This window comes from Azospirillum endophyticum (assembly GCF_016595245.1).
Classification (GTDB): Bacteria; Pseudomonadota; Alphaproteobacteria; order Azospirillales; family Azospirillaceae; genus Azospirillum; species Azospirillum endophyticum.
Window position 1 is genome coordinate 150906 of the sequence record NZ_JAENHM010000025.1, and the last position, 24184, is coordinate 175089.

20 protein-coding genes are annotated in these 24184 nt (G+C 67.9%); 15 read left to right on the plus strand and 5 right to left on the minus strand.

Annotation, left to right across the window (positions count from 1 at the left end):
* The first annotated feature begins 4 nt into the window (after positions 1–4).
* Positions 5–1771, plus strand: coding sequence for an acyl-CoA dehydrogenase family protein (locus tag JHL17_RS07780; protein WP_200191736.1), 1767 nt, complete (start codon positions 5–7; stop codon positions 1769–1771).
* Between the two features lie 7 nt (positions 1772–1778).
* Here JHL17_RS07780 and JHL17_RS07785 read toward each other — a convergent pair whose 3' ends face one another.
* Both JHL17_RS07785 and JHL17_RS07790 read right to left on the minus strand, forming a co-directional pair.
* Positions 1779–2240, minus strand: coding sequence for a DUF4126 family protein (locus JHL17_RS07785; RefSeq protein WP_200191738.1), 462 nt, complete (start codon positions 2238–2240; stop codon positions 1779–1781).
* Between the two features lie 15 nt (positions 2241–2255).
* On the minus strand, positions 2256–3728 hold the full coding sequence (locus tag JHL17_RS07790; RefSeq protein WP_200191740.1) for an aldehyde dehydrogenase family protein: 1473 nt from the start codon (positions 3726–3728) through the stop codon (positions 2256–2258).
* Between the two features lie 63 nt (positions 3729–3791).
* Between JHL17_RS07790 and crtI the strand changes: the two genes are divergently transcribed.
* From crtI to JHL17_RS07815, 5 genes are read left to right on the plus strand one after another with little or no spacing between them, the layout of a single operon-like run.
* Complete coding sequence (gene crtI, locus JHL17_RS07795) at positions 3792–5345, plus strand: phytoene desaturase family protein (protein ID WP_200191742.1); 1554 nt, start codon at positions 3792–3794, stop codon at positions 5343–5345.
* Positions 5342–6883, plus strand: coding sequence for a phytoene desaturase family protein (locus tag JHL17_RS07800; RefSeq protein WP_200191744.1), 1542 nt, complete (start codon positions 5342–5344; stop codon positions 6881–6883). The genes crtI and JHL17_RS07800 overlap by 4 nt, the downstream gene beginning before the upstream one ends.
* Before the next feature lie 33 nt (positions 6884–6916).
* Positions 6917–7750: a lysophospholipid acyltransferase family protein gene (locus JHL17_RS07805; RefSeq protein ID WP_200191746.1), complete on the plus strand. Its 834-nt coding sequence runs from the start codon at positions 6917–6919 to the stop codon at positions 7748–7750.
* Positions 7747–8898 (plus strand): glycosyltransferase family 2 protein, encoded by a 1152-nt coding sequence (locus tag JHL17_RS07810; protein ID WP_200191748.1) that lies wholly within the window; start codon positions 7747–7749, stop codon positions 8896–8898. Before JHL17_RS07805 ends, JHL17_RS07810 begins: the two co-directional genes overlap by 4 nt.
* Entirely contained in the window at positions 8895–10007 is a 1113-nt protein-coding gene (locus JHL17_RS07815; RefSeq protein ID WP_200191750.1) for a sulfotransferase family protein, read from the plus strand. Before JHL17_RS07810 ends, JHL17_RS07815 begins: the two co-directional genes overlap by 4 nt.
* A gap of 4 nt (positions 10008–10011) precedes the next feature.
* On the opposite strand, the gene mazG is transcribed toward JHL17_RS07815, so the two are convergent.
* From mazG to JHL17_RS07830, 3 genes are all read right to left on the minus strand, one after another.
* Positions 10012–10821, minus strand: a complete 810-nt coding sequence (gene mazG, locus JHL17_RS07820; protein ID WP_200191752.1) for a nucleoside triphosphate pyrophosphohydrolase — start codon at positions 10819–10821, stop codon at positions 10012–10014.
* Between the two features lie 133 nt (positions 10822–10954).
* Positions 10955–12559, minus strand: a complete 1605-nt coding sequence (locus JHL17_RS07825; protein ID WP_200191754.1) for a sensor domain-containing diguanylate cyclase — start codon at positions 12557–12559, stop codon at positions 10955–10957.
* A gap of 608 nt (positions 12560–13167) precedes the next feature.
* Entirely contained in the window at positions 13168–14124 is a 957-nt protein-coding gene (locus JHL17_RS07830; protein ID WP_345773769.1) for an AraC family transcriptional regulator, read from the minus strand.
* Positions 14125–14261: 137 nt separating this feature from the next.
* Here JHL17_RS07830 and JHL17_RS07835 point away from each other — a divergent pair, with 137 nt between their 5' ends.
* From JHL17_RS07835 to JHL17_RS07875, 9 genes are all read left to right on the plus strand, one after another.
* The gene (locus tag JHL17_RS07835) at positions 14262–15434 is read left to right on the plus strand and encodes an MFS transporter (protein ID WP_200191758.1); all 1173 of its coding nucleotides are present in this window, start codon (positions 14262–14264) and stop codon (positions 15432–15434) included.
* A 183-nt stretch (positions 15435–15617) separates the two neighbouring features.
* On the plus strand, positions 15618–16070 hold the full coding sequence (locus JHL17_RS07840) for a MarR family winged helix-turn-helix transcriptional regulator (RefSeq protein ID WP_200191760.1): 453 nt from the start codon (positions 15618–15620) through the stop codon (positions 16068–16070).
* A 90-nt stretch (positions 16071–16160) separates the two neighbouring features.
* Positions 16161–17078 (plus strand): efflux RND transporter periplasmic adaptor subunit, encoded by a 918-nt coding sequence (locus JHL17_RS07845; protein ID WP_200191763.1) that lies wholly within the window; start codon positions 16161–16163, stop codon positions 17076–17078.
* 10 nt (positions 17079–17088) lie between these two features.
* Positions 17089–19164, plus strand: coding sequence for an FUSC family protein (locus tag JHL17_RS07850; protein WP_200191765.1), 2076 nt, complete (start codon positions 17089–17091; stop codon positions 19162–19164).
* Entirely contained in the window at positions 19161–19370 is a 210-nt protein-coding gene (locus JHL17_RS07855; RefSeq protein ID WP_200191767.1) for a DUF1656 domain-containing protein, read from the plus strand. The genes JHL17_RS07850 and JHL17_RS07855 overlap by 4 nt, the downstream gene beginning before the upstream one ends.
* A gap of 44 nt (positions 19371–19414) precedes the next feature.
* Positions 19415–20770, plus strand: a complete 1356-nt coding sequence (locus tag JHL17_RS07860; RefSeq protein WP_200191769.1) for a sensor histidine kinase — start codon at positions 19415–19417, stop codon at positions 20768–20770.
* Entirely contained in the window at positions 20767–21777 is a 1011-nt protein-coding gene (locus JHL17_RS07865; RefSeq protein WP_200191771.1) for an NADH-quinone oxidoreductase subunit B family protein, read from the plus strand. Before JHL17_RS07860 ends, JHL17_RS07865 begins: the two co-directional genes overlap by 4 nt.
* A 4-nt stretch (positions 21778–21781) precedes the next feature.
* Positions 21782–23245 (plus strand): nickel-dependent hydrogenase large subunit, encoded by a 1464-nt coding sequence (locus JHL17_RS07870; RefSeq protein ID WP_200191772.1) that lies wholly within the window; start codon positions 21782–21784, stop codon positions 23243–23245.
* A gap of 353 nt (positions 23246–23598) precedes the next feature.
* Positions 23599–24090 carry a hypothetical protein gene (locus JHL17_RS07875; RefSeq protein ID WP_200191774.1) on the plus strand — a complete coding sequence of 164 codons (492 nt, stop codon included), beginning with the start codon at positions 23599–23601 and terminating at the stop codon, positions 24088–24090.
* The last annotated feature ends 94 nt before the right edge of the window (positions 24091–24184 follow it).

The following is a 24184-nucleotide window of genomic DNA, read 5'->3' on the forward strand; positions in this document are numbered from 1 at the left end:
CGGCATGAGCCTCTATGAACCGCCGCTGCGGTCCGTCCGCTTCCTCGTCAACGAGGTGCTGAAGGCTCCCGAGGCCCTTGCCGCCGCCGGATGGGAGGATGCGACGGCCGACCTGTTCGACGCGGTGCTGGGCGATGCCGGGCGGCTGGCCGCCGACGTGCTGCTGCCGCTCGACCGCTCCGGCGACGAGGAAGGCGCCCGGGTGGAGGGCGACGGCGTCCGCATGCCGGCCGGTTGCCGCGACGCCTGGGCCCTGTGGCGCGACGGCGGCTGGAACGGGCTGGCCGGCGATCCGGCCTATGGCGGGCAGGGGTTGCCGGGGCTGCTCGACATGCTGGTGACGGAGATGGTCTGCGCGGCGAACCTCGCCTTCAGCATCACACCCGGCCTGACCCAGGGCGCCATCCGCGCGCTCGCCGCCCATGGCGACGCCGCGGTGAAGGAGCGTTGCCTGCCGCCGATGCTGGCCGGCGACTGGACCGGCGCCATGGCACTGACCGAACCGCAGGCCGGCACCGACCTGGGGTTGCTGCGCATGCGGGCGGAGCCGGTGGGCGACGGAACCTACCGGCTGGCCGGGCAGAAGATGTTCATCTCCTCCGCCGATCACGACCTGACCGACAATCTCGTGCATCTGGTGCTGGCCCGCCTGCCCGGCGCGCCGCCGGGCACCCGCGGCATCAGCCTGTTCGTCGTGCCGAAGCGTCTGTCCGGTGGAGCCCGCAATGGCTGGTCGGTGCTGTCGGTGGAACGCAAGATGGGGTTGCATGCCTCGCCGACCTGCGTGGTGTCCTATGACGGCGCCGTCGGTTGGTTGGTCGGGGCGCCGAACCGCGGCCTTGCCGCCATGTTCACCATGATGAACCACGAACGGCTGTTCGTCGGCATCCAGGGCATCGGCGTGGGGGAGCGCGCGGCGCAGGCGGCTCTGGCCTACGCCCGGGAGCGCGTGCAGGGCAGGGCCGCCGGTGGAGGCGAAGGAGCCGCGGACCCGATCCTGCATCACCCCGACGTCCGGCGGATGGTGCTGACCGCCCGCGCGCTGACCGATGCCGGGCGGGCGCTCGCCGGATGGGTGGCCCTCCGGCTCGACCGCGCGGCGAAGGATCCGTCGTTGGCCGAAGAGGCGGAGGATTGGGCGGCTCTGCTGACGCCGGTGGTGAAAGCCGCCGGCACCGATTTCGGTTTCGAGGCGGCGGTGCTGGCCCAGCAGGTGATGGGCGGTCACGGCTATATCCGCGACAATGGCGTCGAGCAGCTGGTCCGCGACGTGCGGGCGACGCAGATCTACGAGGGGACCAACGGCGTCCAGGCTCTCGATTTCGTGCAGCGCAAGCTGGGCCTGCATGGCGGCCGGCCGCTGGCGCGGATGCTGGAGGCCGTCGAGGATGCGGCGGCGAGGCTTGCCGGCAGTCCCATGACCGCAGGACTGGCCGAGCCACTGCGAGACGGTGCGGACCGGTTGCGTGGTCTGGCCGACTGGCTGCGGCAGGAGGAACGCGATCCGCGCGACGGTGCGGCGGGGGCGACCGACCTGCTGCGGCTGACGGCGCTGGTCGCCTATGGCTGGATGTGGGCGCTGACGGCCTCGGCCGCCGCCCGGCGGCCGGCAGGCTACGACCCTGGGTTCCTCGACGCCCGCCTCGGACTTGCCCGTTTCTTCATGACCCGGCTGCTGCCCGAAACGGCGATGCTGGAGGCGCGAATCCGCAGCGGCTATGCCGGGCTGGATGCGGGCCTCGCCGATGGGCTGGCGGGCCTCGATGGATAGTTGGCCTTCAGGCGGCAGCGACGATCAGCACCGCTGCGACCAGCGCCACCGCATCCTCCAGCAGGGCGGCGGGACGGTCGCGGCCGAAGGCGGCCGCCATGCGCATGCGCAGGGCATAGCCGGCGAGCGTTCCCACGGCGGCGCCCATTCCGCCGGCGACCAGTCCGCCGATCCAGAATCCGGCATCGGCCCCGATGGCAGCCCCGGCGATGGCGCCGCCGGCGATGCGGCTGGCGAAGGGGACGGGCAGCTTGCGGCTCGGCGTGGCCGGCAGCTTGTCGACGATCAACTCAGCCAGCGCCATGGCGGTGAAGACCCAGGGCGACACCGGGTGCCCCAGGAAGAACAGCCAGCTTCCCGACACATCCAGCCAGCCGCCATAGGCGGCCCAGCTGACGGCGGCCGGGGCGATCAAGGTCCGCGAACCGGCGACGGCGCCGATCAGGAAGGCAAGGATCAGGGCAAGCATCCGGTCATCCATGGTTCAGTCACGGGAGCGCCGGCGCAGAGCCGACGCCAGTTGCCGAAGCGCCCCGGCGCGGGTGCCGGGGCCGCCGTGGAACAGGCGCAGCGCCGCCAGCATCAGCGCGTCGTCGCCAGCGCGCGGCGGGTCGAAGTGCGGTCGTATCCGCCCGCTGCGGACCGAGACGGTCTTCACCTGCGTCATTTCCAGCAGCCCTTCGGCGCCGCGCGTGACGCCCCAGCCACTGGCATGACGACCGCCGAAGGGCAGGCGCGGGTCGGCGGTCGGCACGATCAGGTCGTTGATCGTCACCGTTCCGGCATCGATCCGCCCGGCGAGTTCTCGCGCCTCCGCCACCGGCCCGAACACCGACGCTCCCAGCGCATAGGGGCTGCCGGACGCGGCATCCAGTGCCTCCTCCATGTCCCGCACAGGCACCAGCGACAGGACGGGCGCGAAGATTTCCTCACGCAACAGCGCCATCCCCGGCCGGGCATCGGCGACGACCAGGGGCGTCATCCCCCCGCCATCCTCCTGCGGCAGCTCTCCCAGAGGACGGGCACCCGCCGTGACGGCGTCCCGCGCCAGCGCGGCGAGCCGGCGCTTCACGGGCAAGGACACCGGGACCGAAGGGATCGCGCTCACGTGGCGGATGATCGCGGCTTCCAGATCCGCCGCCGTCTCCCGCCGGACGAAGACCCGCCGCGGCGCGATGCAGGTGGCCGAGCCGTTGAGCCGCAAGCCGAAAGCCAGCGCGCGGGCGACCTGCTCCACGTCGGCGCCCGGCAGAACGAAGACTGCGTCGTTGCCCGACAGCTCCATGGTCGAGGGCACCAGATGCCCGGCGAGCCGTTGCGCCACCGCCCGTCCGGTGCCAGCCGATCCGGTCAGCACCAGCTTGTCGATGCCGCCCTCGATGACGTCGGCGACGGTATCGGCGGCTTCGTCCAGCACTTGGAACGATCCCGGCGGCAGGCCCGATTCCTCCAGCCATTGCTTCAGCAGGAGCATCGGCGCGCTGAATCCCGGCGCCGGCTTGACCAGGACCCGGTTGCCAGCGGCCAGCGCCTGGACCGCCTGCACGCCCGGCAGCAGAAGCGGGTAGTTGGACGGCCCGACGATCAGGACCGCGCCGAACGGCTCCCGCCGCACTTCCGCCTCCACTCCGAACAGCCAGACCGGGCGCCCGCGCCGCCCCAGCTTCCGCGGAGCCAGCAGGGCAGCCGCTTCGCGTTCCAGGAACCGGCAAGCCTCCGCCAAAGGCAGGATTTCGGCGCTCGCGCTTTCCGCGGCGCTGCGGCCGGGACGCGTTTCCAGTGATCCGATGAATTCTTCCGCGCCTGCTGCGATCCGGTGGCGGAGTCCGCGAATAACGGAGAGCCGTCCGGCAATATCCTGTTCGGCCCATGTCCCGAAGCGGGTCTGCTTCCGACCAATATCTTTCCTAGACCAATGGGTTACGACATCAGGAGAGGGGCTGTTGTTGCGATCCATTTTTGATCCGGCTTCGTAACCATCACGACAGAGTTCGGCAGCGCAGGAGCGTTTGGCAAGCGGATGGAACGACAAGTCGTGATCATCGGCGCGGGACCGGGCGGATTGGCATCCGCGATGCTCCTGGCGCTTACGGGTGCGAAGGTGACGGTCTTGGAGCGGCAGGACCGCGTCGGCGGCCGGTCGGCGGGGTTTTCGCTCGACGGCTACCGCTTCGACAGCGGCCCGACCTTCTTCCTTTATCCCCGCATCCTGGAGGAAATCTTCGAGGCCTGTGGGCGGCGCCTGTCGGACGAGGTCGACCTGATCCGTCTCGACCCGCTCTACCGGCTGGTGTTCGAAGGCGGCGGGGAGTTGCGCGTCCATGCGCAGATGAAGGCTCTGATGTCCGAGATCGCGAGGCTGAGCCCGCGGGATGCGGCAGGCCTGCCGCGTTTCCTGGCGGACAACCGCGCGAAGATGGAGCGCTTCCGCCCGATCCTGGAATCCGATTTCTCCAGCCCTTGGGCATTGGCCTCGCTGCCGATGCTGAAGGCGCTGGGCCGGCTGTCGCCGCATCGGTCGGTGGACCGCGACCTGTCCCGCTATTTCGAGGATCCGCGCATCCGCCTCGCCTTCTCGTTCCAGAGCAAATATCTGGGCATGTCGCCGTTCCGCTGCCCGAGCCTGTTCACCATCCTGTCCTTCCTGGAGCACGAACACGGCATCTTCCATCCCCGCGGCGGGACGGAATCGGTGATGGAGGCGATGCGGCGCACGGCGGAAAGCCTGGGCGTCACCGTCCGGCTGAACGAGACGGTGCGCCATATCAAGTTCCAGGGCCGACGCGCCGTCGGCGTGCGGACGGAGATGGGCGACTATCCAGCCGACGCGCTGGTCATCAACGCCGACTTCGCCCGGGCGATGACGACGCTGGTGCCTGACGACCTGCGCCGGCGCTGGAGCGACGCCCGCCTCGCCGCCAAGAAATTCTCCTGCTCCACCTTCATGCTCTATCTCGGCATCGAGGGCAGGGTGGATGGGCTGGACCATCACACCGTCTATCTGGCGGAAGACTACGCCCGCAACCTCGCGGAGATCGAGGAATGCCGGGAACTGCCGCGCCGCCCGTCGATCTATGTGCAGAACGCCTGCGTCAGCGACCCGGCCATGGCGCCGCCCGGCGGCAGCACGCTCTACATCCTGGTCCCGGTCGGCCACCAGCGCGGCCATGTCGACTGGCAGGCGGAGGCGCCGCGGTACCGCCGTCTCGTGCTCGACCGGCTGGCCGGCTTCGGGCTGGCGGATCTGGAGCGCCGCATCCGGGTGGAGCGGGTGGTGACCCCGGCCGACTGGGACCGCCAGTTCGCCGTCCATCGCGGCGCCACCTTCAATCTGGCGCACAGCCTGGACCAGATGCTGCACCGCCGTCCGCGCAACCGGTTCGAGGATCTGGACGGCGTCTATCTGGTGGGCGGCGGCACCCATCCCGGCAGCGGTCTGCCGGTCATCTTCGAAGGCGCACGCATCACGGCACGGCTGCTGGCCCAGGAACTGGGCCTGCCGACGCCCTGGCGCACAAAGACCATAGGCGTGTCCGGCATGCTGCGGCAGGCCATTGCAGGGGGTATCGCATGACGGATCGGATCGCGGTGATCGGTGGGGGCCTGGGCGGGCTGGCGGCGGCGGTGGTACTGGCGGCGCGCGGGCACAAGGTGACCCTGCTGGAGAAGAACGCCTGGGTCGGCGGCAAGGCCGCCGTGCTCGAAGAGGGCGGCTTCCGCTTCGACATGGGCCCCACCATCCTGACGGTGCCGCGCGTCCTGCGCCGCATCCTGGAAGAGGCCGGCTGCGACCTCGACCGTGAACTGGAGATGGTCCGGCTGGAGCCGCAATGGCGCTGCTTCTTCGACGACGGCACCGTGCTGGACCTGTCGGAGAATATCGGCACCATGGCGGCCGAACTGGACCGGCTGGCGCCCGGGCAGCAAGCGGGCGAGGGCTATCGGCGTTTCCAGGCGATGTCTGAACGGCTGCACGGCATTTCCGAACGGTTCTTCTTCTGGAAATCGGTGGAAGACCTGGGCGACACGCTGAACTTCCGCAACAGCCTGAACACCAGCACCCTGTCGGACGTGCTGGCCCTGCGCATGGGCAGCACGGTGGCGGGCACCATTCGCGGCCATGTGCCCGATGCGCGGGCGGCGCAGATGCTGGATCACTTCACCCAGTATGTCGGCTCCTCGCCCTACGGCTCGCCGGCCGTGCTGTGCGCGATCGCCCACATGCAGACCAACGACGGCGTCTGGTACCCGACGGGCGGCACCCGCGCCGTGCCGGCGGCGCTGGAGCGGGTGGCGCGACGGCTGGGGGTGGAGATCCGCACCGGCACCGGCGTCCGCCGCCTGCAGGTGGAGGGTGGGCGCGTGGTGGCGGTGGAGACCGATGGCGGCGAGCGCATCCCGGTCTCGGCGGCGGTCTCGAACATGGACTCCGTCCGCACCTATCGGGAGCTGGTGGGCGGCAAGCCGGCCAAGCGCTTCGGCAGGCGCCGCAGCTACGAGCCCGCCTGCTCCGGCGTGGTGTTCTATCTGGGGCTCGACCGCGGATACGACCATCTGCTGCACCACGACTTCGTGTTCTCCCGCGATCCGGAAGAGGAGTTCGACTGGATCTACAAGCAGGGGGAGCCGGCGCCCGACCCGACCTGCTACATCGCCGCCCCGGCCCGCACCGAGCCGGGCGTCGCCCCACAGGGCGGCGAGGCGCTGTATGTGCTGGTCCACACCCCTTATCTGCGGCCGCGCCACGACTGGAACCGGATGCTGCCGGGCTATCGGCGGCTGGTGTTCGACAAGCTCAAGCGCACTGCCGGCCTGACCGACCTGGAGGACCGCATCCGGGTGGAGCATGTGCTGACCCCGCAGGACATCCACGACCGCTACAATGTGCTGAACGGCGCCATCTACGGCTTGGCCAGCCATGGGCGTTTCATGGGCGCCTTCAAGCCGGGCAACCGATCCCGCGACGTGGAAGGGCTGTATCTGGCCGGCGGGGCCGCCCATCCGGGGCCGGGGATGCCGATGGTGCTGATGTCGGGCTGGATCGCCGCCGACAGCCTGGACCAGGACATGCGCGGGCGTGGGCAGGACGGCGCCCTGCGTGCCGTGGCCTGATGGAAAGCGGCGCACGGGCATGAGACGAGCGGCATGACGGATGATCCGGTCGCGTTACGGTCGAGGCTGCTCTGCTGGTTCTTCGGCGGCGTCATGGCGCGGCGGCTGCGGCGCGGCTTCCATGCGGTGCGGCTGGCACAGCCGGGCTGGCCGGCGCTGCCGGCCGGCCGGCCGGTCATCGCCTATCTGAACCATCCGTCCTGGTGGGATCCGGCCCTGCTGATCGTGATGGGGACCACCCGCTATCGCGGCCGGCCGGGCTATGGACCGATCGACGGGGAAATGCTGCGCCGGTACCGCTTCATGCGCCGCATCGGGCTGTTCGGGTTGGAGCCCGGCCGTGCCGGGGCGGTGGCTTTCCTGCGCAATGCCGAACATGTCCTGGCCGACCCGCGCGCCATGCTGTGGATCACCGCGGAGGGTGAATTCACCGACCCGCGCCGTCGCCCGGTCACCCTGCGGCCGGGGATCGCCCATCTGGTCCGTCGCATGCCCAGCGCCGTGGTGGTGCCGCTGGCGGTGGAATACCCGTTCTGGGACGAGCGCACGCCGGAAGCCCTGGTCCGCTTCGGGGAACCGATGGAGGCTTTCGCCCTTGCCGACCTCCCGGTGCCGGACATCGCCGCGGAACTGGAAGGGCGGTTGGAAGCGGTGATGAACCAGTTGGCGCTCGACGCGCAAAGCCGCGATCCGGCCCGATTCCTCACCCTGATCGAGGGAACGGTGGGAATCGGCGGCGTCTATGACCTGTGGCGGAGGGCACGCGCCTGGGCCGGCGGGCGGGCCTTTTCCGCAGCCCATGGCGCCGGGGCGGGGGCGGGGCCGGGGCCTGGCCGGATCGAGCGACCGGAGGCGAAGCGCCCATGACCGTCCCCGTCGTCCTTGCCGCGCTGTCGCTGGTCCTGGCGCTGCTGCCGCTGGGGCAGGGGATCGCGAACCTTGTCCTCTATCGCCGCCCGACCGCCGCCCCGCCGCTGGACACCGCCGTGAGCATCCTGATCCCCGCCCGCAACGAGGAATCGGGCATCGCCGCCGCCGTAGAGGCGGCGCTGCTCAGCCGCGGAGTCGAGGTGGAGGTGGTGGTGCTCGACGACCACTCCACGGACCGCACGGCCGGGATCGTCCGCTCCATCGCCGCCCGCGACCCGCGCGTCCGGCTGGAAAGCGCCCCGCCGCTGCCGCCGGGCTGGTCGGGCAAGCAGCATGCCTGCCAGGTGCTCGCCGGTCTGGCCCGGCATTCCGTGCTGCTGTTCCAGGATGCCGATGTCCGGCTGTCGCCCGCCGCCGCCCGCCTGACCAGCGGCGCCCTCCTGTCGGGCCGGAGCGGCATGGTCAGCGGCTTCCCGCGCGAGGAGACCGGGACGCTGGCCGAGGCATTGGTGATCCCGCTGATCCATCTTCTGCTCCTGGGCTATCTGCCGATGGCGGCGATGCGGCGTTCGACCGACCCGCGCTTCGGCGCCGCCTGCGGCCAGCTGATCGCCGTCCGGCGGGAGGCTTATGACGAGGCCGGCGGCCATGCCGCCATCGCCACGTCGCTGCATGACGGGGTGACGCTGCCGCGCGCCTTCCGCCGGGCAGGGCAGGGCACCGACCTGTTCGACGCCACCGGCCTCGCCCGTTGCCGCATGTATCGGGGCTGGCGGGAAGTGTGGTCCGGCTTCTCCAAGAACGCGACCGAGGGGATGGCGACTCCCGCCGCCCTCCCGGTCTGGACCCTGCTGCTGTTCGGCGGCCATGTGCTGCCCTGGCTGCTGCTGGGATGGGCGGCCCTGGATCCGCTGCCGTTGGCGGCGGTCGTTCTCGCCTGCCTGGCCGCGGCGGCCGGGTTGATCTTCCGCCTGCTGCTGGCCGTCCGTTTCCGCCAGAGCATCGTCGGCGCCCTGCTTCACCCGGTCGGCGTCCTCATCATGCTGGCGATCCAGTGGTCGGCGCTTCTGCGGGCGCGCCGCGGCAAGCCGTCGGAATGGCGCGGCCGGACCTATCAGGCCGGGCCGGGGCCGGGCGCGCCATGACGCCCTGGCTGCGCCGGCACGCCCACCGCATCTTTCACCCGCTGGCCGGGGCCGATGCCGCCACGCTGGCAAGCGTGCTGCTCAACGGCGGCGGCGTGGGACCACTGCACCTGCACCGGATCGCGACCGCGATCGGTGCCGCCGCCATCCGCGCGCCCTTCGACCTTCTGGAGCGGTACCGGGTGACGCGGTTGTCCGGGCAGGGCAGGGCGGCCGGTCCGCCGCCGCTGTTCATCCTCGGCCACTGGCGCAGCGGCACCACCCATCTGCTGAACCTGCTGGCCCAGGACGAGCGGTTCGCCGCACCGGATCCTCTGGCGGTCGGCTTGCCCTGGGGGTTCCTGGGGGTGAGTCCCTTCTGGCGATCACGGTTCGAAGAATGGCTGCCGCCGGATCGCATCATCGACGCCATGCCGGTCGATCCGACCTCTCCGCAGGAAGACGAGCTGGCCCTGGCCTTGATGCAGCCGCTGTCCTACTACCACGGCATCTTCTTCCCCAGGCACCTGCAGCGCAGCTTCCGCCAGGGTGTCCTGCTCGAGGACTGCCGGCCGGAAGACATCGATCTGTGGCGCCGCCGGATGGACCATTACCTGACCAAGATGCAGCTGTACGGCGGCGGCCGGCGCCTGCTGATCAAGAACCCGGCCCACACGGCGAAGCTGGCGGAGTTGCTGGCCCTGCGGCCGGATGCCGTCTTCGTCCACATCCACCGCGATCCCTACGACGTGTTCAGCTCCACCCGCCGCATGCTGCTGACCCTGCTGCGGGAGTTCTCGCTGCAGTCCTATGATCCCGGAACCGTGGATGGGCTGGTGCTGGACCTCTATCCGGCGATCATGGCGCGGTTCGACCGCGACCGGGCGCTGCTGCCGCCCGGCCGGCTGGTGGAAATCCGCTACGACCGCTTCGTCGCCGATCCCTTGGGGACACTGGACGAAATCTACGGCGGGTTGGGGCTCGGCTCCTTCGAGCCGGTCCGGTCGAAGGTCGAGCGCCATTTGAGCAGCGTGCGCGATTACCGCCGTGCCAACCACGACCTGGAGGATCCGGCCCGCCTTGCGGTCCGCCGCCGGTGGGCCTTCGCCTTCGACCGCTGGGATTATTGAGGCCTTACGCCTCGCCGCGCTCTTCCCGCTTGGCCTGCTGCCAGAAGGCCTCCATCTCGTCCAGCGTGGCGTCCTGGGGTTTGCGGCCCTGGGCATCCAGCAGCGCCTCGATCCGGTGGAAGCGGCGCTCGAACTTGGCGTTGGTGCCGCGCAGGGCGGTCTCCGGTTCCACCTTCAAGCGGCGGGCGAGGTTGACCAGCGCGAACAGCAGGTCGCCCATCTCGTCCGCCACCCGGTCCTGCGCCGATCCGGCGTCCATCTCCGCCCGCAATTCCCGCACCTCCTCCTCGATCTTGTCGAGAATGTCGCGGGCATCGGTCCAGTCGAAGCCGACGCGGGCGGCGCGGTTCTGCAGCTTCAGCGCGCGGGTCAGCGCCGGCAGCCCGGCGATCACGCCCTCCAGGGCCGACGGCGCCCGGCCCTCCTCGGCGGCCTTCGCCGCCCGTTCGGCCGCCTTGTGGTCCTCCCAGCGCGAGGTCTGCTGGTCGGAGGAGTTCACCTCTTCCGGGCCGAAGACATGGGGATGGCGGCGGATCATCTTGTCGGTGATGACGCCGGCCACCTCGTCGAAATCGAACAGCCCCTCCTCGCGCGCCATCTGGCTGTAGTAGACGACCTGGAACAGCAGATCGCCCAACTCCTCCCGCAGGGCGGCCTTGTCGTCCTTCTCGATGGCGTCGGCGACCTCGTACGCTTCCTCGATCGTGTGCGGCGCGATGCTGCGGTAGGTCTGCTCCAGATCCCACGGGCAGCCGCCGTCGGGATTGCGCAGCCGTGCCATCACGTCGAGCAGCCGGTCGATGTTGCGGGTCATGTCGTACCGTCTCCGGATCCGGGGAAGGGGTGGGCGAGGGATCGCGACGATAGCGGACCGGCCCGGACGGGGGAAGCGCCGAAGACGGCGTCCCGGACTGACGGGAGGAGGCCGGTTGACGGCTATCCGTCTTTCAGATCGGCTGGAGCATCGGTACCGGCACGGGTCTGAACGCCACCGGAGACCACCGCGATATGCGGCTCGATCCTGCCGCGTCCGTTCTGCTTGGCCAGATAGAGGGCTTGGTCGGCATAGCGCAGCGCCGTGTCGAAATCCGCATCGTAGACCGGCCAGAGCGCCATCCCGATGCTGCATCCGATCCGGATCTCCCCCCATCCAGCCTCATCGGCACCGATAGGGAGTCGATGATCCGTGACGCGATTTCCATCGGCATCGCCCGATCCACCAAGGCAAGCGAGAGGCATACGAGGAATTCGTCGCCGCCAAGCCGGATGACGTCGTCTTTTCCCCGCACGCATTGGAGCAGCCGGCGAGCAACCTCCACCAGCACGGCGTCGCCGACATGATGCCCATGCCGGTCGTTCACCGGCTTGAAGCCGTCGAGGTCGATGCAGAGCAGCGCCAGTGTACCCGGCCCGCCGAGGGGGGAATTGTGCAGATCCCTGACCTTGCTTTCCAGATGCCTGCGGTTTGCGAGCCCCGTGAGCTGGTCCTTGTTGGCCATGTTCTGCAGGGCGGCGCCCATGTCATGAACGGCCTGGGCGGTGTTGCCGATCTCGCGAGCCCGCAACCCTGGCACCGCTCCCTTGCCGGCGGAATCGATTCTCCCCTCCGACAGCGCCGACGCGGACTGCTGGAGATCCCGCAATCCCCTCAGCACCAGAAGGTCGAGCAGGAACCAGATGCCGACGACGATGGTGCCGACGACGCCGGCCAGGATCGCTATCCCCCACAAAGTCCTGCGGTTCACCTCGTCAAGCACGAGATCGCGGGAAGCGCTGATGGCGATCCGGCCGCCGGTCTCGTCCAGGGCTGCGAAGCCGATGATTGTCGGCTGCCCGTCCAGACCCTCGTCCTCCAGGACACCCCGGTCTTTTTGGAAAACGGCATTGGCGATCGGATGATCCATCAGACGCTTGCCGATCAGGCCGCTCGGATCCGGTTCCCTGATCAGAATGGTTCCCTCGGCGTCGAACACCGTCACGGTCGTTCCGGGTGCTTCGGCCGCTTCCCTGATCAGTTCGCCGACCCATTTCAGGTCCAACCCGGCCAGCAGCACCATCTGCACCGTGCCGTCCTCGTCGAGAAGCGGTTGCGCAGCTGCCAGAACGGCTTTGCCCGAACTGCGCCCGATCCGGAAATCGCTTGTGCTGAAGGCTTTCGAGGCGAGCGCCTGCCGGAAATAGCCCTGGTCCGCGACCGTCCGCGCATGGCTCGCATTCATTCCCGACCGGCACCAGATATGGCCGTCGGGGGTGGCCAGGGCGAATCCGGTACTCCACGGCTGGAACGGCATGATCCTGCGCAGGGTAATTCCGCAGTCTTCGGATTGGTATCGGCGGATCTCGGGGATCATGGCCAGCGTCTGCAGCGTTCCGCGCACGCGCGTCATGATCTCCGCCTGCTGGGATGCACCTTGTGCGGCAAGCGTCAGAACGCGTTGGCGGGCATGCTCGATATCTGCGTCGCGCTGCTGCAGGAACAGCGATACGACTAAGGCAACCAACGGCAAAAAAGCAGCGATTATAAAGACTTCGAGGCGCGCGCGCAGCCCCATGCCTCGCCAGATTTCTTCAATTATCGTTCCAGTGAATCGGACGGGCATCTCAATCGCAATATGCCGAGGGAATGTGCAGGGTTCGTCTTTCGGACAGGCACGGAGCGGGCCTTGCCGGTCTTCATCGATCGGTCCGCTCAGCCATCGGTCCCTCAACCGCCATATCTGTTAAAGCCAATCGACAACGACCGTATGCCTGTTGCGCTTTGAAAAGCCGAGAACCGTTTTGTTAAAACTCACCTCCTACGACGCAACCCGGCTATGCCAAAGCCCGATATCGGTATCGCCAGTAATGAGTTCGTTTAGGTAAATCATTGAAATTGGTTAGATATTGTATTTCAAGAATAGACATGCTCTCCATGTCTCGAAAGCTGGTATAGCATCTTTTACGGACATCCGGACGCCCCGCAGCTTCGGCGATCGCTCAGCACCTCGCCGAGAACCTCGACACGTTGCAAGTCCCGTTCATTCATCGTGATCCAGCCCATCGCCAGCCTCCCAGCCGTCGCAAACCGGATGGAAGACTGACAGTTCTATGTTGCGCTGGACTGACATTCTAGCTTTGCGCGTGGAATCAAGCTGAAAACACATAATCTTCATTATGGAAATTATGCAGATGCCCCCAGCGATCTGTTGCGGGCTGCACCCGGCGGTTGACCCGTCACCCGTTTGAAGGCGCGGCTGAAGGCGGCCTGAGAGCCGTACCCCAGGCGGTATGCCGCGGTCTCGATCGGCATGTTCTCGCGCCCGATCCATTGCGCGGCGAGCCGCATCCGCAGTTCGGTGACATACTGAAGCGGCGTCATGCCGGTAACCGTCAAAAAGCGTTCGGCAAAGACCGATCGGGAGCTCCCCATTTCCGCAGCCAGCTGGGCCACCGTCCAATCGCGCCCGGGATCGCGGTGCAGCGCGGCGATGACCCGCCCCAGCCTGGGATCGCGCAGCGCCTCCACCCAGCCGCCGGCATCCCCGCAGCCGCATTCCACCCAGCCGCGCACGATGAAGGCCGAGACGACGTCGGCCAGCCGCGCCAGGATCCCGGCGAAGCCGGCGCGTTCGGTTCGCGCCTCCCGTTCCATCACCTCCAGCATCGGCAGGATTTCCGGATTGCGGTCGAGCAGGGTGCCGACCAGCATCACCTCCGGCATCAGACCGATCAGCGGGTGCATGGCGCCCAAATCGAGTTCCATGCAGCCGCTGAAGATCACCGTGTCATTGCTGCGGCAGGTACCCGCCGGGCAGGATTTGATGCTGCCGACCGTTTCACACAACGCCGCTTCGTCGAAGCCGCCAAGCTCCAGCCCCGGCCCGTCGGCGTCGGAAGCCAGATCGTGGGCGCCGCCCCGCGGCAGCAGGACCGCGTCGCCGGCGCGCAGTTCATGCAACGTCCCCGTCCTGCCGCGCAGAAAGGCGGTTCCGCAGGCCACGAAGTGGAACTGCGCCCTCCCCTCGTCCTGGCCGAAACCGATGCCGAAAGGCGGCGCGAACTGCAGCCGCCGGTACTTGACGCCGTAGAGCCGCATGCCGAGCAGCAACTCGCTGACGGGATCACGCGGCGTGGGCACGGGGGATGATCTGGCGACGGAAGCGTGCATGTCCAGACGTCCGATCAAAAACTTCGGACGGTATGGCATGGATCGTCCGCCGCTTCAAGCATAGCCTGCAATGCAGCAAAACCACCTTGGAACGAGGGGAGAGAGACATGAGCCATTTGGAGAAGCCGGCCTGGGGCGCGGTTTTCTCGATGTCCATGGGTGTCTTCGGGCTGGTCGGAGCGGAATTCCTGCCTGCCAGCCTGTTGACGCCGATGGCGGCCGATCTTGGAGTTTCCGAAGGACTGGCGGGTCAGGCGGTGACGGCAACCGCGGCCGTGGCGTTGGTGACCAGCCTGCTGATCGCCACGGCGACCCGGCGGATCGATCGGCGGACCGTGCTGCTGGCATTTTCGGTGTTGCTGATCGCCTCCAATCTCGCCGTCGCCTTCGCACCGAATCTGCCGGTCCTTCTGCTGGGACGTGTGTTGCTGGGCGTGGCGCTCGGTGGTTTCTGGACCATGGCCGCGGCGACGGCCATGCGTCTGGTGCCGCCCCATCTGGTTCCGCGCGCGCTGTCGATCATGTTCAGCGGCGTTTCGGCGGCCACCGTGTTCGCGGCTCCGCTCGGCAGCTATGTCGGCGGGTTGATCGGCTGGCGGCCCGTCTTCCTGCTGGGCGCCGTCCTGGGGCTTCTTGCCCTGGCGGTACAGGCGGCGACGCTTCCGCGTATGGCGCCGAGCGGACATGCACGGCTGCGCACGCTGCTCGATGTGCTGACCCGGCCCGGCGTCGGCATCGGCATGCTGGCGGTGGTCCTGGTCTTCACCGGGCATTTCGCCTTCTTCACCTACATCAGGCCGTTCCTCGAAACGGTGACCAGCGTCGGGCTCGACGGCGTTTCCGGTATTCTCCTGGGCTTCGGAATCGCCAATTTCGTCGGAACCGCGCTGGGCGGCATGCTGCTGGAGCGCAACATGCGCCTGACGCTGATCGCCATGCCGCTGCTGATGGCGCTGCTCGGCCTGGCGCTGGCAAGCGCGGGTGGTTCGCCGACCATCGATTCCGTTCTGGTGACGCTGTGGGGCCTCGCCTTCGGAGCGGTTCCGGTGGCCTGGTCGACATGGATCACCCGTGCCGTGCCCGACGAGGCGGAGAGCGCCGGCGGCCTGATCGTCGCCGCGGTGCAACTCGCCATCGCCACGGGAGCTGCGGCGGGGGGAGCCATTTTCGGAGTCAGCGGCGTGACCGGGGTCTTCACCATGGCCGGAGCGGTGCTGCTGATCGCCGTCCTGACGATCCTGCTCGGCGTCCGTCCCCGGACGGCCGACACCGCCTGCTGACATCTCTCCCCCACCCGACACCCTCGGAGGGAACGACATCTCCCGGACCGTCGGTCGCCCCCGTGGCGACCGACGGTCCGTCACGGTTTTTTTGCACCGCATCAATCCAGCCATGCGACGAGCGGGGGCTCCACCTCATCGCTCCCCCTTGCCGGATTTAGATAGCAAACCTATTAAATAGGAATGCTACAAGATAAGGCTCTGCGCCTTCCTCCCAATTTCGGCCTGCACCTGTTCCGCGCCTCCCATCTCTGGCGGCGCGCGGCGAACAAGGTGCTGGCGGACAGCGGCTTCTCCAGCTCAGCCATCACGCCGCTGATGCTTCTGGCCGAACTCGGCGACGGGTTGCGTCAGCGCGAGCTGGCTGAGGAGATGGCGGTCGAAGGCCCGTCCCTCGTGCGGCTGCTCGACGGGCTGGAGACGGCCGGCCTGCTGGAACGGCGCGAGGATCCCGGTGACCGCCGGGCGAAGACCCTGCACATGACCGACGCCGGCCGTCATCTGTTGCTGCAGGTGAACGAGGCGTTGAACGACGTCCGCCAGCGGCTGATGGCAGAGGCGACGGAGGCCGATGTGGAGGCCTGCTATCGCGTGCTGTCCATCATCGAGACCAACGCCAAGCGCGAACAGACCTGACCGCTGCGTTTTTCCCGAAGCGCGACGCAGCCGGTTCCGGCCGCGCTGCGTTTCCGGTTGCATCGCTGCGGTGATCGAGGAACCAAGACCGTGACACTCCTTCCTTCCTTCCGGGCGGTGGCCCGAATCGCCGTGACCCTGCTGCTGACCGTGGCGGCGGTCGGCGGCGGTTTGTGGCTGTGGGACTATTACATGAACGAGCCCTGGACCCGGGACGGCCGCGTCCGTGCCGACATCGTCCAGGTCTCCCCGGACGTCGCCGGTCTGGTGACCGATGTGCGCGTGACCGACAACCAGCTGGTCCACAAGGGCGATGTGCTGTTCGTCGTCGATCCCGGCCGCTATAGGCTGGCGGTGGAGCAGGCGCAGGCCAATTTGGACAGCGCCAAGGCCGAACTGGCCTATCGCACCGCCGAAGCGCATCGCTACCAGCAGCTCGGCAACAACGTCGTCTCCACCGCACAGCGGCAGGAGGTGACGTCGGCGATGGCCAAGGCCGCCGCCGCCGCCAAGCAGACCGAAGCGGCGCTCGACCTCGCCCGCTTCAACCTGGACCGGACGGAGGTCAAGGCGACCGTCGACGGCTATGTGACCAACCTGCAGATGATGACCGGCAACTACGTCGCCGCCGGCCAGGCGGTGGTGGCGCTGATCGACAGCCATTCCTTCTATGTCATGGGCTATTTCGAGGAAACGAAGCTGCCGCGCATCCATGTCGGCGCCCCCGTCTCCGTCCGGATCATGGGCTCGGGCGCGGAATTGCGCGGCCGGATCGACAGCATCACCCGCGCCATCGTCGACCGCGACCGGGCGGAGGGCACCGGTCTGGTCGCCAACGTCAACCCGACCTTCAACTGGGTGCGGTTGGCCCAGCGCATTCCCGTACGCATCGCGTTGGACGACATGCCGGACTCGCTGCAACTGGTCGCCGGACGGACCGCGACCGTGTCGGTGGTGGGGACGCCGGACGGATCGCCGAAGGTCGCCCAACTGCCAGCCGGGCAGTGAGCGCGCGCCGATGCCCAAACTCCCTTCCTTCGACGAACTGGTCTTTTCGCTGAAATCCTTCGCGGCCTCCATGCTGGCGCTCTACATCGCCTTCGGCATGGGGCTGCCGCGCCCGTTCTGGGCGATGCTGACCGCCTATGTGGTCTCGAGCCCGCTGTCGGGCACCGTGCGGTCGAAGGCGGTGTACCGCGTCGCCGGCACGGTGGCGGGCAGCATCGCCGCCCTCGTCCTGACGGTCGAGCTGGTCAACGCGCCGGAACTGCTGTCGCTGGCGGTCGGGCTTTGGGTCGGCGGCTGCCTGTTCGTCTCGCTGCTGGACCGCACGCCGCGCAGCTACGCCTTCATGCTGGCCGGCTATACCGTCGGCCTGATCGTCTTCCCCGGCGTCGCCAGTCCGGAAGCGATCTTCGACACCGGGCTGGCCCGGGTGGAGGAGATCATCCTCGGCATCGTCTGCGCCACCGTGGTTCACAGCGTGATCCTGCCGCGCGGCATGGGGCCGGTGCTGCTCGGCAAGCTCGACGCGGCGTTGCGCGATGCGGAACGCTGGACGCTCGATGCGCTGGAACAGGTCGGGACCGACGCCCGCCTGCGCGACCGCCACAAGATGGCTGCCGACCTGACCGAGTTGCGGGTCATGACCACCCACCTGCCCTACGACACCTCCGAACTGCGCTGGATGACCCGGCCGATGCGGGCGTTGCAGGACCGGATGGTCTATCTGCTGCCGGTGCTGACCGCCGTGCATGACAGGCTGGCCGCGTTGCGGCGGCCGGACGGCGCGCCGCCGCCGGACGTGGCCCCGGTCGTGGCCGCGGTGCGGGACTGGATCGCCGCCGGTGCCGCCGCCGATCCGGCGGAAGCGGGCCGGCTGATCGGCCGGCTCGATCGGCTGGAGGCCGCGGAGACGGGGGAATCGACCGGCGGGTGGGAGGCCGCGACACGCTTCAGCTTCATCCGGCGCCTGCGGTCCCTGGTCGAAATCCACCGGGACTGCCGCGACCTGCGGGCGCGCATCGCGTCCGGCGACCACGCCCTGCCCGACCATCTCGACCCGCTGGCCCGCAAACGGTCGCGCGGCGTCTTCCACCTGGACCATGGCATGGCGGCGTGGTCGGCGGCGGCGGCCCTGCTCGGTATCACCACCGTCTGCGCCTTCTGGATCCTGACCGGCTGGTCGTCCGGTTCGGCGGCGGCGATGATGGTGGCGGTCTTCACCTGCTTCTTCGCCTCCTTCGACGATCCGGTGCCCGGCATCCGGCTGTTCCTGGTCTACACGCTGGCCTCGCTGCCGCTGTCGGCCTTCTATCTGCTGGTGGTGCTGCCGTCCTTCGACAGCTTCCCGATGCTGGTGCTGTGCCTGGCGCCGACGCTGGTGCCGCTGGGGATCTTCGTCGCCCGGCCGGCGACGATGGGCAAGGCGATGGCGTTGATCTTCGGTGTCGGCGGCTCGCTCAGCCTGCTCGACACCGGCAATGGCGACTTCGCCTCCTTCCTGAACAGCAGCATCGGACAGATCGCCGGCATCGTCACCGCCATGCTGGTCACCCGCATGTGCCGGTCGGTCGGAGCCGCCTGGAGCGCGCGCCGCCTGCTGCATGTCGGCTGGCGCGAGATCGCCGATCTGGCGCGGATGCGCGGCGTGCCGGCGAATGACGGATTCGAGAGCCGCATGCTGGACCGCGTCGGGCTGTTGTCCGCCCGGCTGGCCCAGGCCGGCGGGTCGGTGGATGTCGATGCCATCGACGCGGTGCGCGACCTGCGCGTCGGACTGAACATCGTGGAGCTTCAGCGGGCGCGGCCGGTGCTGGGCCGTGCGGGTGGGCCGGCGCTGGAGCGGCTGCTGCGCGGCGTCGCCGCCCATTTCCGCGCCCTGTCCGCCAAGCGCCCGGACCCGGCGCCGGCCGAACTGCTGGACAGCATGGACAATCTGCTGTCGGCGATCGGCGCGGTCCCGCCCTGCCCCGAGCGCAACGGCGCCGTGGTGGCGCTTGCCTCGCTGCGCCGCAGCCTGTTCCCGGACGCCGCCCTGGTGGCGCTGCCGCCGTTCCAAGAAACCATGCATCAGGAAAGGGCACGGGCATGACCGGTGAAATCGACCTCTACGGCCTGTTCCTGCCGCCGCTGCTGATCCTGGCCGTGGTGGCCTGGGCGGTCTCGGCCCTGTTGCGCCGCGGCCTGCGCTCCGTCGGCGCCTATGGCTGGGTCTGGCATGCGCCGTTGTTCGACTTCGCGCTCTACGTGCTGGTCCTGAGCGGGCTGGCCGGCTTGTGGTCGGTCTGGTCGACCTGAAATCGTCCACGCCGCACGCGCTTCGGCATGCTAGGCTGCGAGCCATGAGCGCCCCCCTGTCGCAGCCTTTTTCCATTCCCGGCATGACGCCCGATGCCGACGCCGAGAGCGCCTGGATCGAGGTGATCCGGAAGATGGACGAGACCTATGCGAATCTCGTGACGCAACAGGTGGAGCTGGAGCGGAAGAACGCCGAGCTGGAAGAGGCGCAGGCCTTCATCGCCAGCGTGCTGGGCTCGATGACCGACGTCCTGATCGCCTGCGACCGCGACGGCCGGATCGAGCAGACCAACCGGGCGGCCGAACGGGCGCTCGGCTGCGCCGGACGCGAGCTGACCGGGCGGCCGCTGCGCGAGTTCCTCGACCCCGCCTTCCATCCCGCCTTCGCGCGGCTGTGCAGTGCCGCGCTCCAGCGCGAGGAGGCCAGCGATGTGGAGCTTTCGCTGCGCGGACCGGCCGGTCCCTTCCCGGTCGCCGTCAACAGTACGGTGCGCTACGACCAGCGCGGCCACGCCATCGGGCTGGTCCTGGTCGGACGGCCGGTGGGAGAACTGCGTCGTGCCTATCGCGACCTCGCCGCCGCCCATGAGGGGCTGAAGCAGACCCAGCAGCAGCTCGTCCATTCGGAGAAGATGGCCTCGCTCGGCCGGCTGGTCGCCGGCGTGGCGCATGAGCTGAACAACCCGATCTCCTTCGTCTACGGCAACGCCCATGCCATGCGCCGCTACGTCGACCGGCTGACCGCCTATCTCGACCGCGTGCATGACGGGGGCGAAGCGGACGAGCTGACCGCGCTGCGCAAGGAGTTGCGCATCGATCGCGCGCGTGCCGACGCGGCGGCGACGCTGGACGGCATGCTGGAGGGAACGGAGCGGGTGCGCGACATCGTGGCGGAGCTTCGCCGCTTCTCCTCGGAACAGAAGCACGCCTCGGAACGCTTTGATCTGACGGCGCTTCTGCGCTCCGCCATCACCTGGGTCGCCAAGGCGCAGATGCCGGACCTGACCGTCGTCTTCGACCTGCCCGACACGCTGGAGGTCGCCGGCCATTCCGGCCATCTGCATCAGGTCGCCATGAATCTGGTTCAGAACGCCATCGACGCCATGGCCGGTGCCGCGGTCAAGCGGCTGGAACTGCAGGGACGGGAGGCGGCGGGAACGGTGACCGTCACCATCCGCGACACCGGCCACGGCATTCCCGACGCGATCCTCGGCCGCGTCTTCGATCCCTTCTTCACCACCAAGCCGGTCGGCAAGGGCACCGGCCTCGGCCTGTCGATCAGCTACCAGCTGGCGCGCGACCATGGCGGCGAACTGGCCGTCGCGAACCATCCCGATGGCGGGGCGCTGTTCACCCTGACCTTGCCGGCCGCCGGACAGCGGGAAGGAACTGTGCCATGAGGGAGCGTCCGTTCTCGGTGCTCTGGCTGCAATCGGGCGGCTGCGGCGGCTGCACCATGTCGCTGCTCTGCGCCGAATCCCCGGACCTGATGACGCTGCTGGAGACCGCCGGCATCCGCCTGCTCTGGCACCCCAGCCTGTCGGAGGAGACGGGGGCGGAGGCGGTGGGCCTGTTCGAGCGCATCCTGGCGGGGGAGGAGCCGCTGGACGTCCTGTGCGTGGAGGGATCGCTCCTGCGCGGGCCGAACGGCACCGGGCGCTTCCATGTGCTGGCGGGGACCGGCCGGCCGACCATCGACTGGGTGCGCGATCTGGCCGCCGCCGCCGGCACCGTGGTGGCGGTCGGTACCTGCGCCGCCTATGGCGGCATCACCGCGGGCGGCGAGAACATCGCCGACGCCTGCGGCCTGCAATATGAGGGCACGCGGCGCGGCGGCGCGCTGGACGGAGCGTTCCGGGCGCGGGGCGGTCTGCCGGTGGTGAATGTCGCCGGCTGCCCGACCCATCCCAATTGGGTGACCGAGACGCTGATGCTGCTGGCCGAGAACGCCCTGGCGGCCGAGGATCTCGACGTCTACCAGCGCCCGCGCTTCTATGCCGACCATCTGGTCCATCATGGCTGCCCGCGCAACGAGTATTACGAATACAAGGCGAGCGCCGAGAAGCCGTCGGATCTCGGCTGCCTGATGGAGCATATGGGCTGTCTCGGCACACAGGCGCATGCCGACTGCAACACCCGCCTGTGGAACGGCGAGGGGTCGTGCACCCGCGGCGGCTATGCCTGCATCAACTGCACGGCACCGGACTTCGAAGAACCGGGACACGCCTTCCAGCAGACGCCGAAATTCGCCGGCATCCCGATCGGCCTGCCCACCGACATGCCGAAGGCCTGGTTCGTGGCCCTGGCCTCCCTCGCCAAGGCGGCGACGCCCGAGCGGGTGCGCCGCAACGCCGCCGCCGACCGCATCGTCGTCGCCCCCACCGTCCGCCCCACCCGGAAAGGCTGAGCCGGTGAGCGAAGAACCCAAACGCCGGCTGGTCGTCGGCCCCTTCAACCGCGTGGAAGGCGATCTCGAGGTCCGGCTCGAAATCTCCGGCACGAGCGTCTCGGCGGCCTATGTGAATTCGCCGCTGTTCCGTGGCTTCGAGCGCATCCTGGAGGGACGCGACCCGATGGATGCGCTGGTGGTGGCGCCGCGCATCTGCGGCATCTGTTCGGTCTCGCAGAGCCATGCGGCGGCGCTGGCGCTGGGCGGCGCGATGGGGGTGGAGGTGCCGCGCAACGGGCTGCTGGCGACCAACCTGATGACGGCGACCGAGAATGTCGCCGACCATCTGACCCATTTCCACCTGTTCTTCATGCCCGACTTCGCCCGCCCCGCCTATGAAGGGCGCCCCTGGTTCGATCGGGCGGCGGCCCGCTTCAAGGCGGCCCAAGGCAGCGCGGTGCGCGCCGCCACCGCGGCGCGGGCGGAGCTGTTCCATGTGCTGGGCATCCTGGGGGGGAAATGGCCGCACACGCTGACGCTCCAGCCCGGCGGCGTCACCCGCGCGGTGGATGCCCGCGACCGCGTGCGTCTGCTCGCCACGATCCGCAGCTTCCGCCGCTTCCTGGAGGACAGCCTGTTCGGCGCACCGCTGGACCGTGTGCTGGCGCTCGCCGCAGCGGAAGATCTGGAGCGTTGGCGTGTTTCCGGCCCCGCCGGGGATTTCCGCCTGTTCCTGGAGATCGCCGCGGATCTGGACCTCGCCCATCTCGGCCGCGCCCATGGCCGCTTCCTCAGCCACGGCGCCTATGCCGGGCCGGATGGGGGGCATCTCTATCGCCGCGGCGTGTTCGCCGATGGACGGGAGGTTCTCTTCGACCCCGATCAGGTGACGGAGCATCACCGCTTCAGTCGCATGGCCGGGCAGGACCGCCCCCACCCGCCCTTCGCCGGCTCCACGGTGCCGGACGGGCTGGACGAGACCGGTTACAGCTGGTGCAAGGCGCCGCGCTTGGCCGGATTGCCCTACGAGACCGGCGCCATCGCCCGGCAGTTGGTAGACGGCCATCCCTTGATCCGGGCGCTGGTGGCCCAGGATGGCGGATCGGTGCGCAGCCGCGTGGTGGCCCGTCTGTTGGAACTAGCCCGGACCACCGATGCGATGGAAGCCTGGCTGCGCGCCATCGACCCTGCCGCCCCCTGGTGCGTGGCGGCGGAGATGCCGGACACCGCCCAGGCGGTTGGATTGACGGAAGCGGCGCGCGGCGCGCTCGGCCATTGGCTGCGGGTGGAGCGTGGACGGATTGCCGGCTACCAGATCATCGCGCCGACGACCTGGAACTTCTCACCGCGGGACTTGGATGGAGTGCCGGGGCCGCTGGAACAGGCACTGGTCGGTGCCCCGGTGCAGGAGGGCGAGCGCACGCCGCTGTCGGTCCAGCATATCGTACGGTCTTTCGATCCCTGCATGGTCTGTACGGTGCATTGAAAATTTTTGACGTAATATCAATGGCTTATTTTCTGATTATCAAAATTCATCAAAATTCGCGCAACAGCACTTGATTGGATGTTCTCCTTCAGTGTTCTTCTAAATAGGAACGTATGGGGAACAAAATGGCCGACGCTCCCGATGTGCCGCCTTCCCCATGGTCGCGAGTGGGGGAACCGGTCCCGGATATGCACCTCCTCATCAGCATCGGGACGCGCTGATGAAGCACAGCGGCCTCCTCACCAACCGGTGGGCCTGGGCTTGACCGATCGCCTATCTTGGGGACTAATGCATCAACTCCCCGAAACATCTTGAGCAATCCTATTGATTCAACCCAATATAGAGGAAGCCACATGCCTGACAGTGAGATCGGCGATCTTGGCAATAAATCCAGCGTTCTAAATGACGAAAGCCCAGCAAAAGGTAAAGAATCTGATCTTCCCACTATAAATGACGAAGCATCAGAAATAAACAATTTTGCCAGAACTGCATTTTCAAGCTTAGTCCAATGGTATTGTTTCTTTTTTACTTTCAGCTTTGCTGCTCTCGGTTTCTACCTTCCGCTTATCGAGAAAGATTTTATCAAAAAAAGCTCGACTGGTTACGTAGTTCCTTTATCTTTCATTCTAATGAACTCAATATCTTTGGTAGCCTTGCGCATCCTTCATTTTTATATCCTAGATGTAAAAAATAGATCATTGAAAATTCAAGAATACGTTGGCGGAAATTATAGATCTCCATTTCCATATCGCGTATGGAACACAATACTAATTCTCATGAGTACATCATTCTTTGTTTCTATATTCTTGTGGTTTTACCTTATTTATCTAAGGTATATTCCTTAAGGTAAAACTTCTATTATCATAACTTGCAAGACAATTCGCCTCGACCTGGCTCCCCCATTTTGCCATGATACGCCTCTGCCCTGGTGGAGATTGG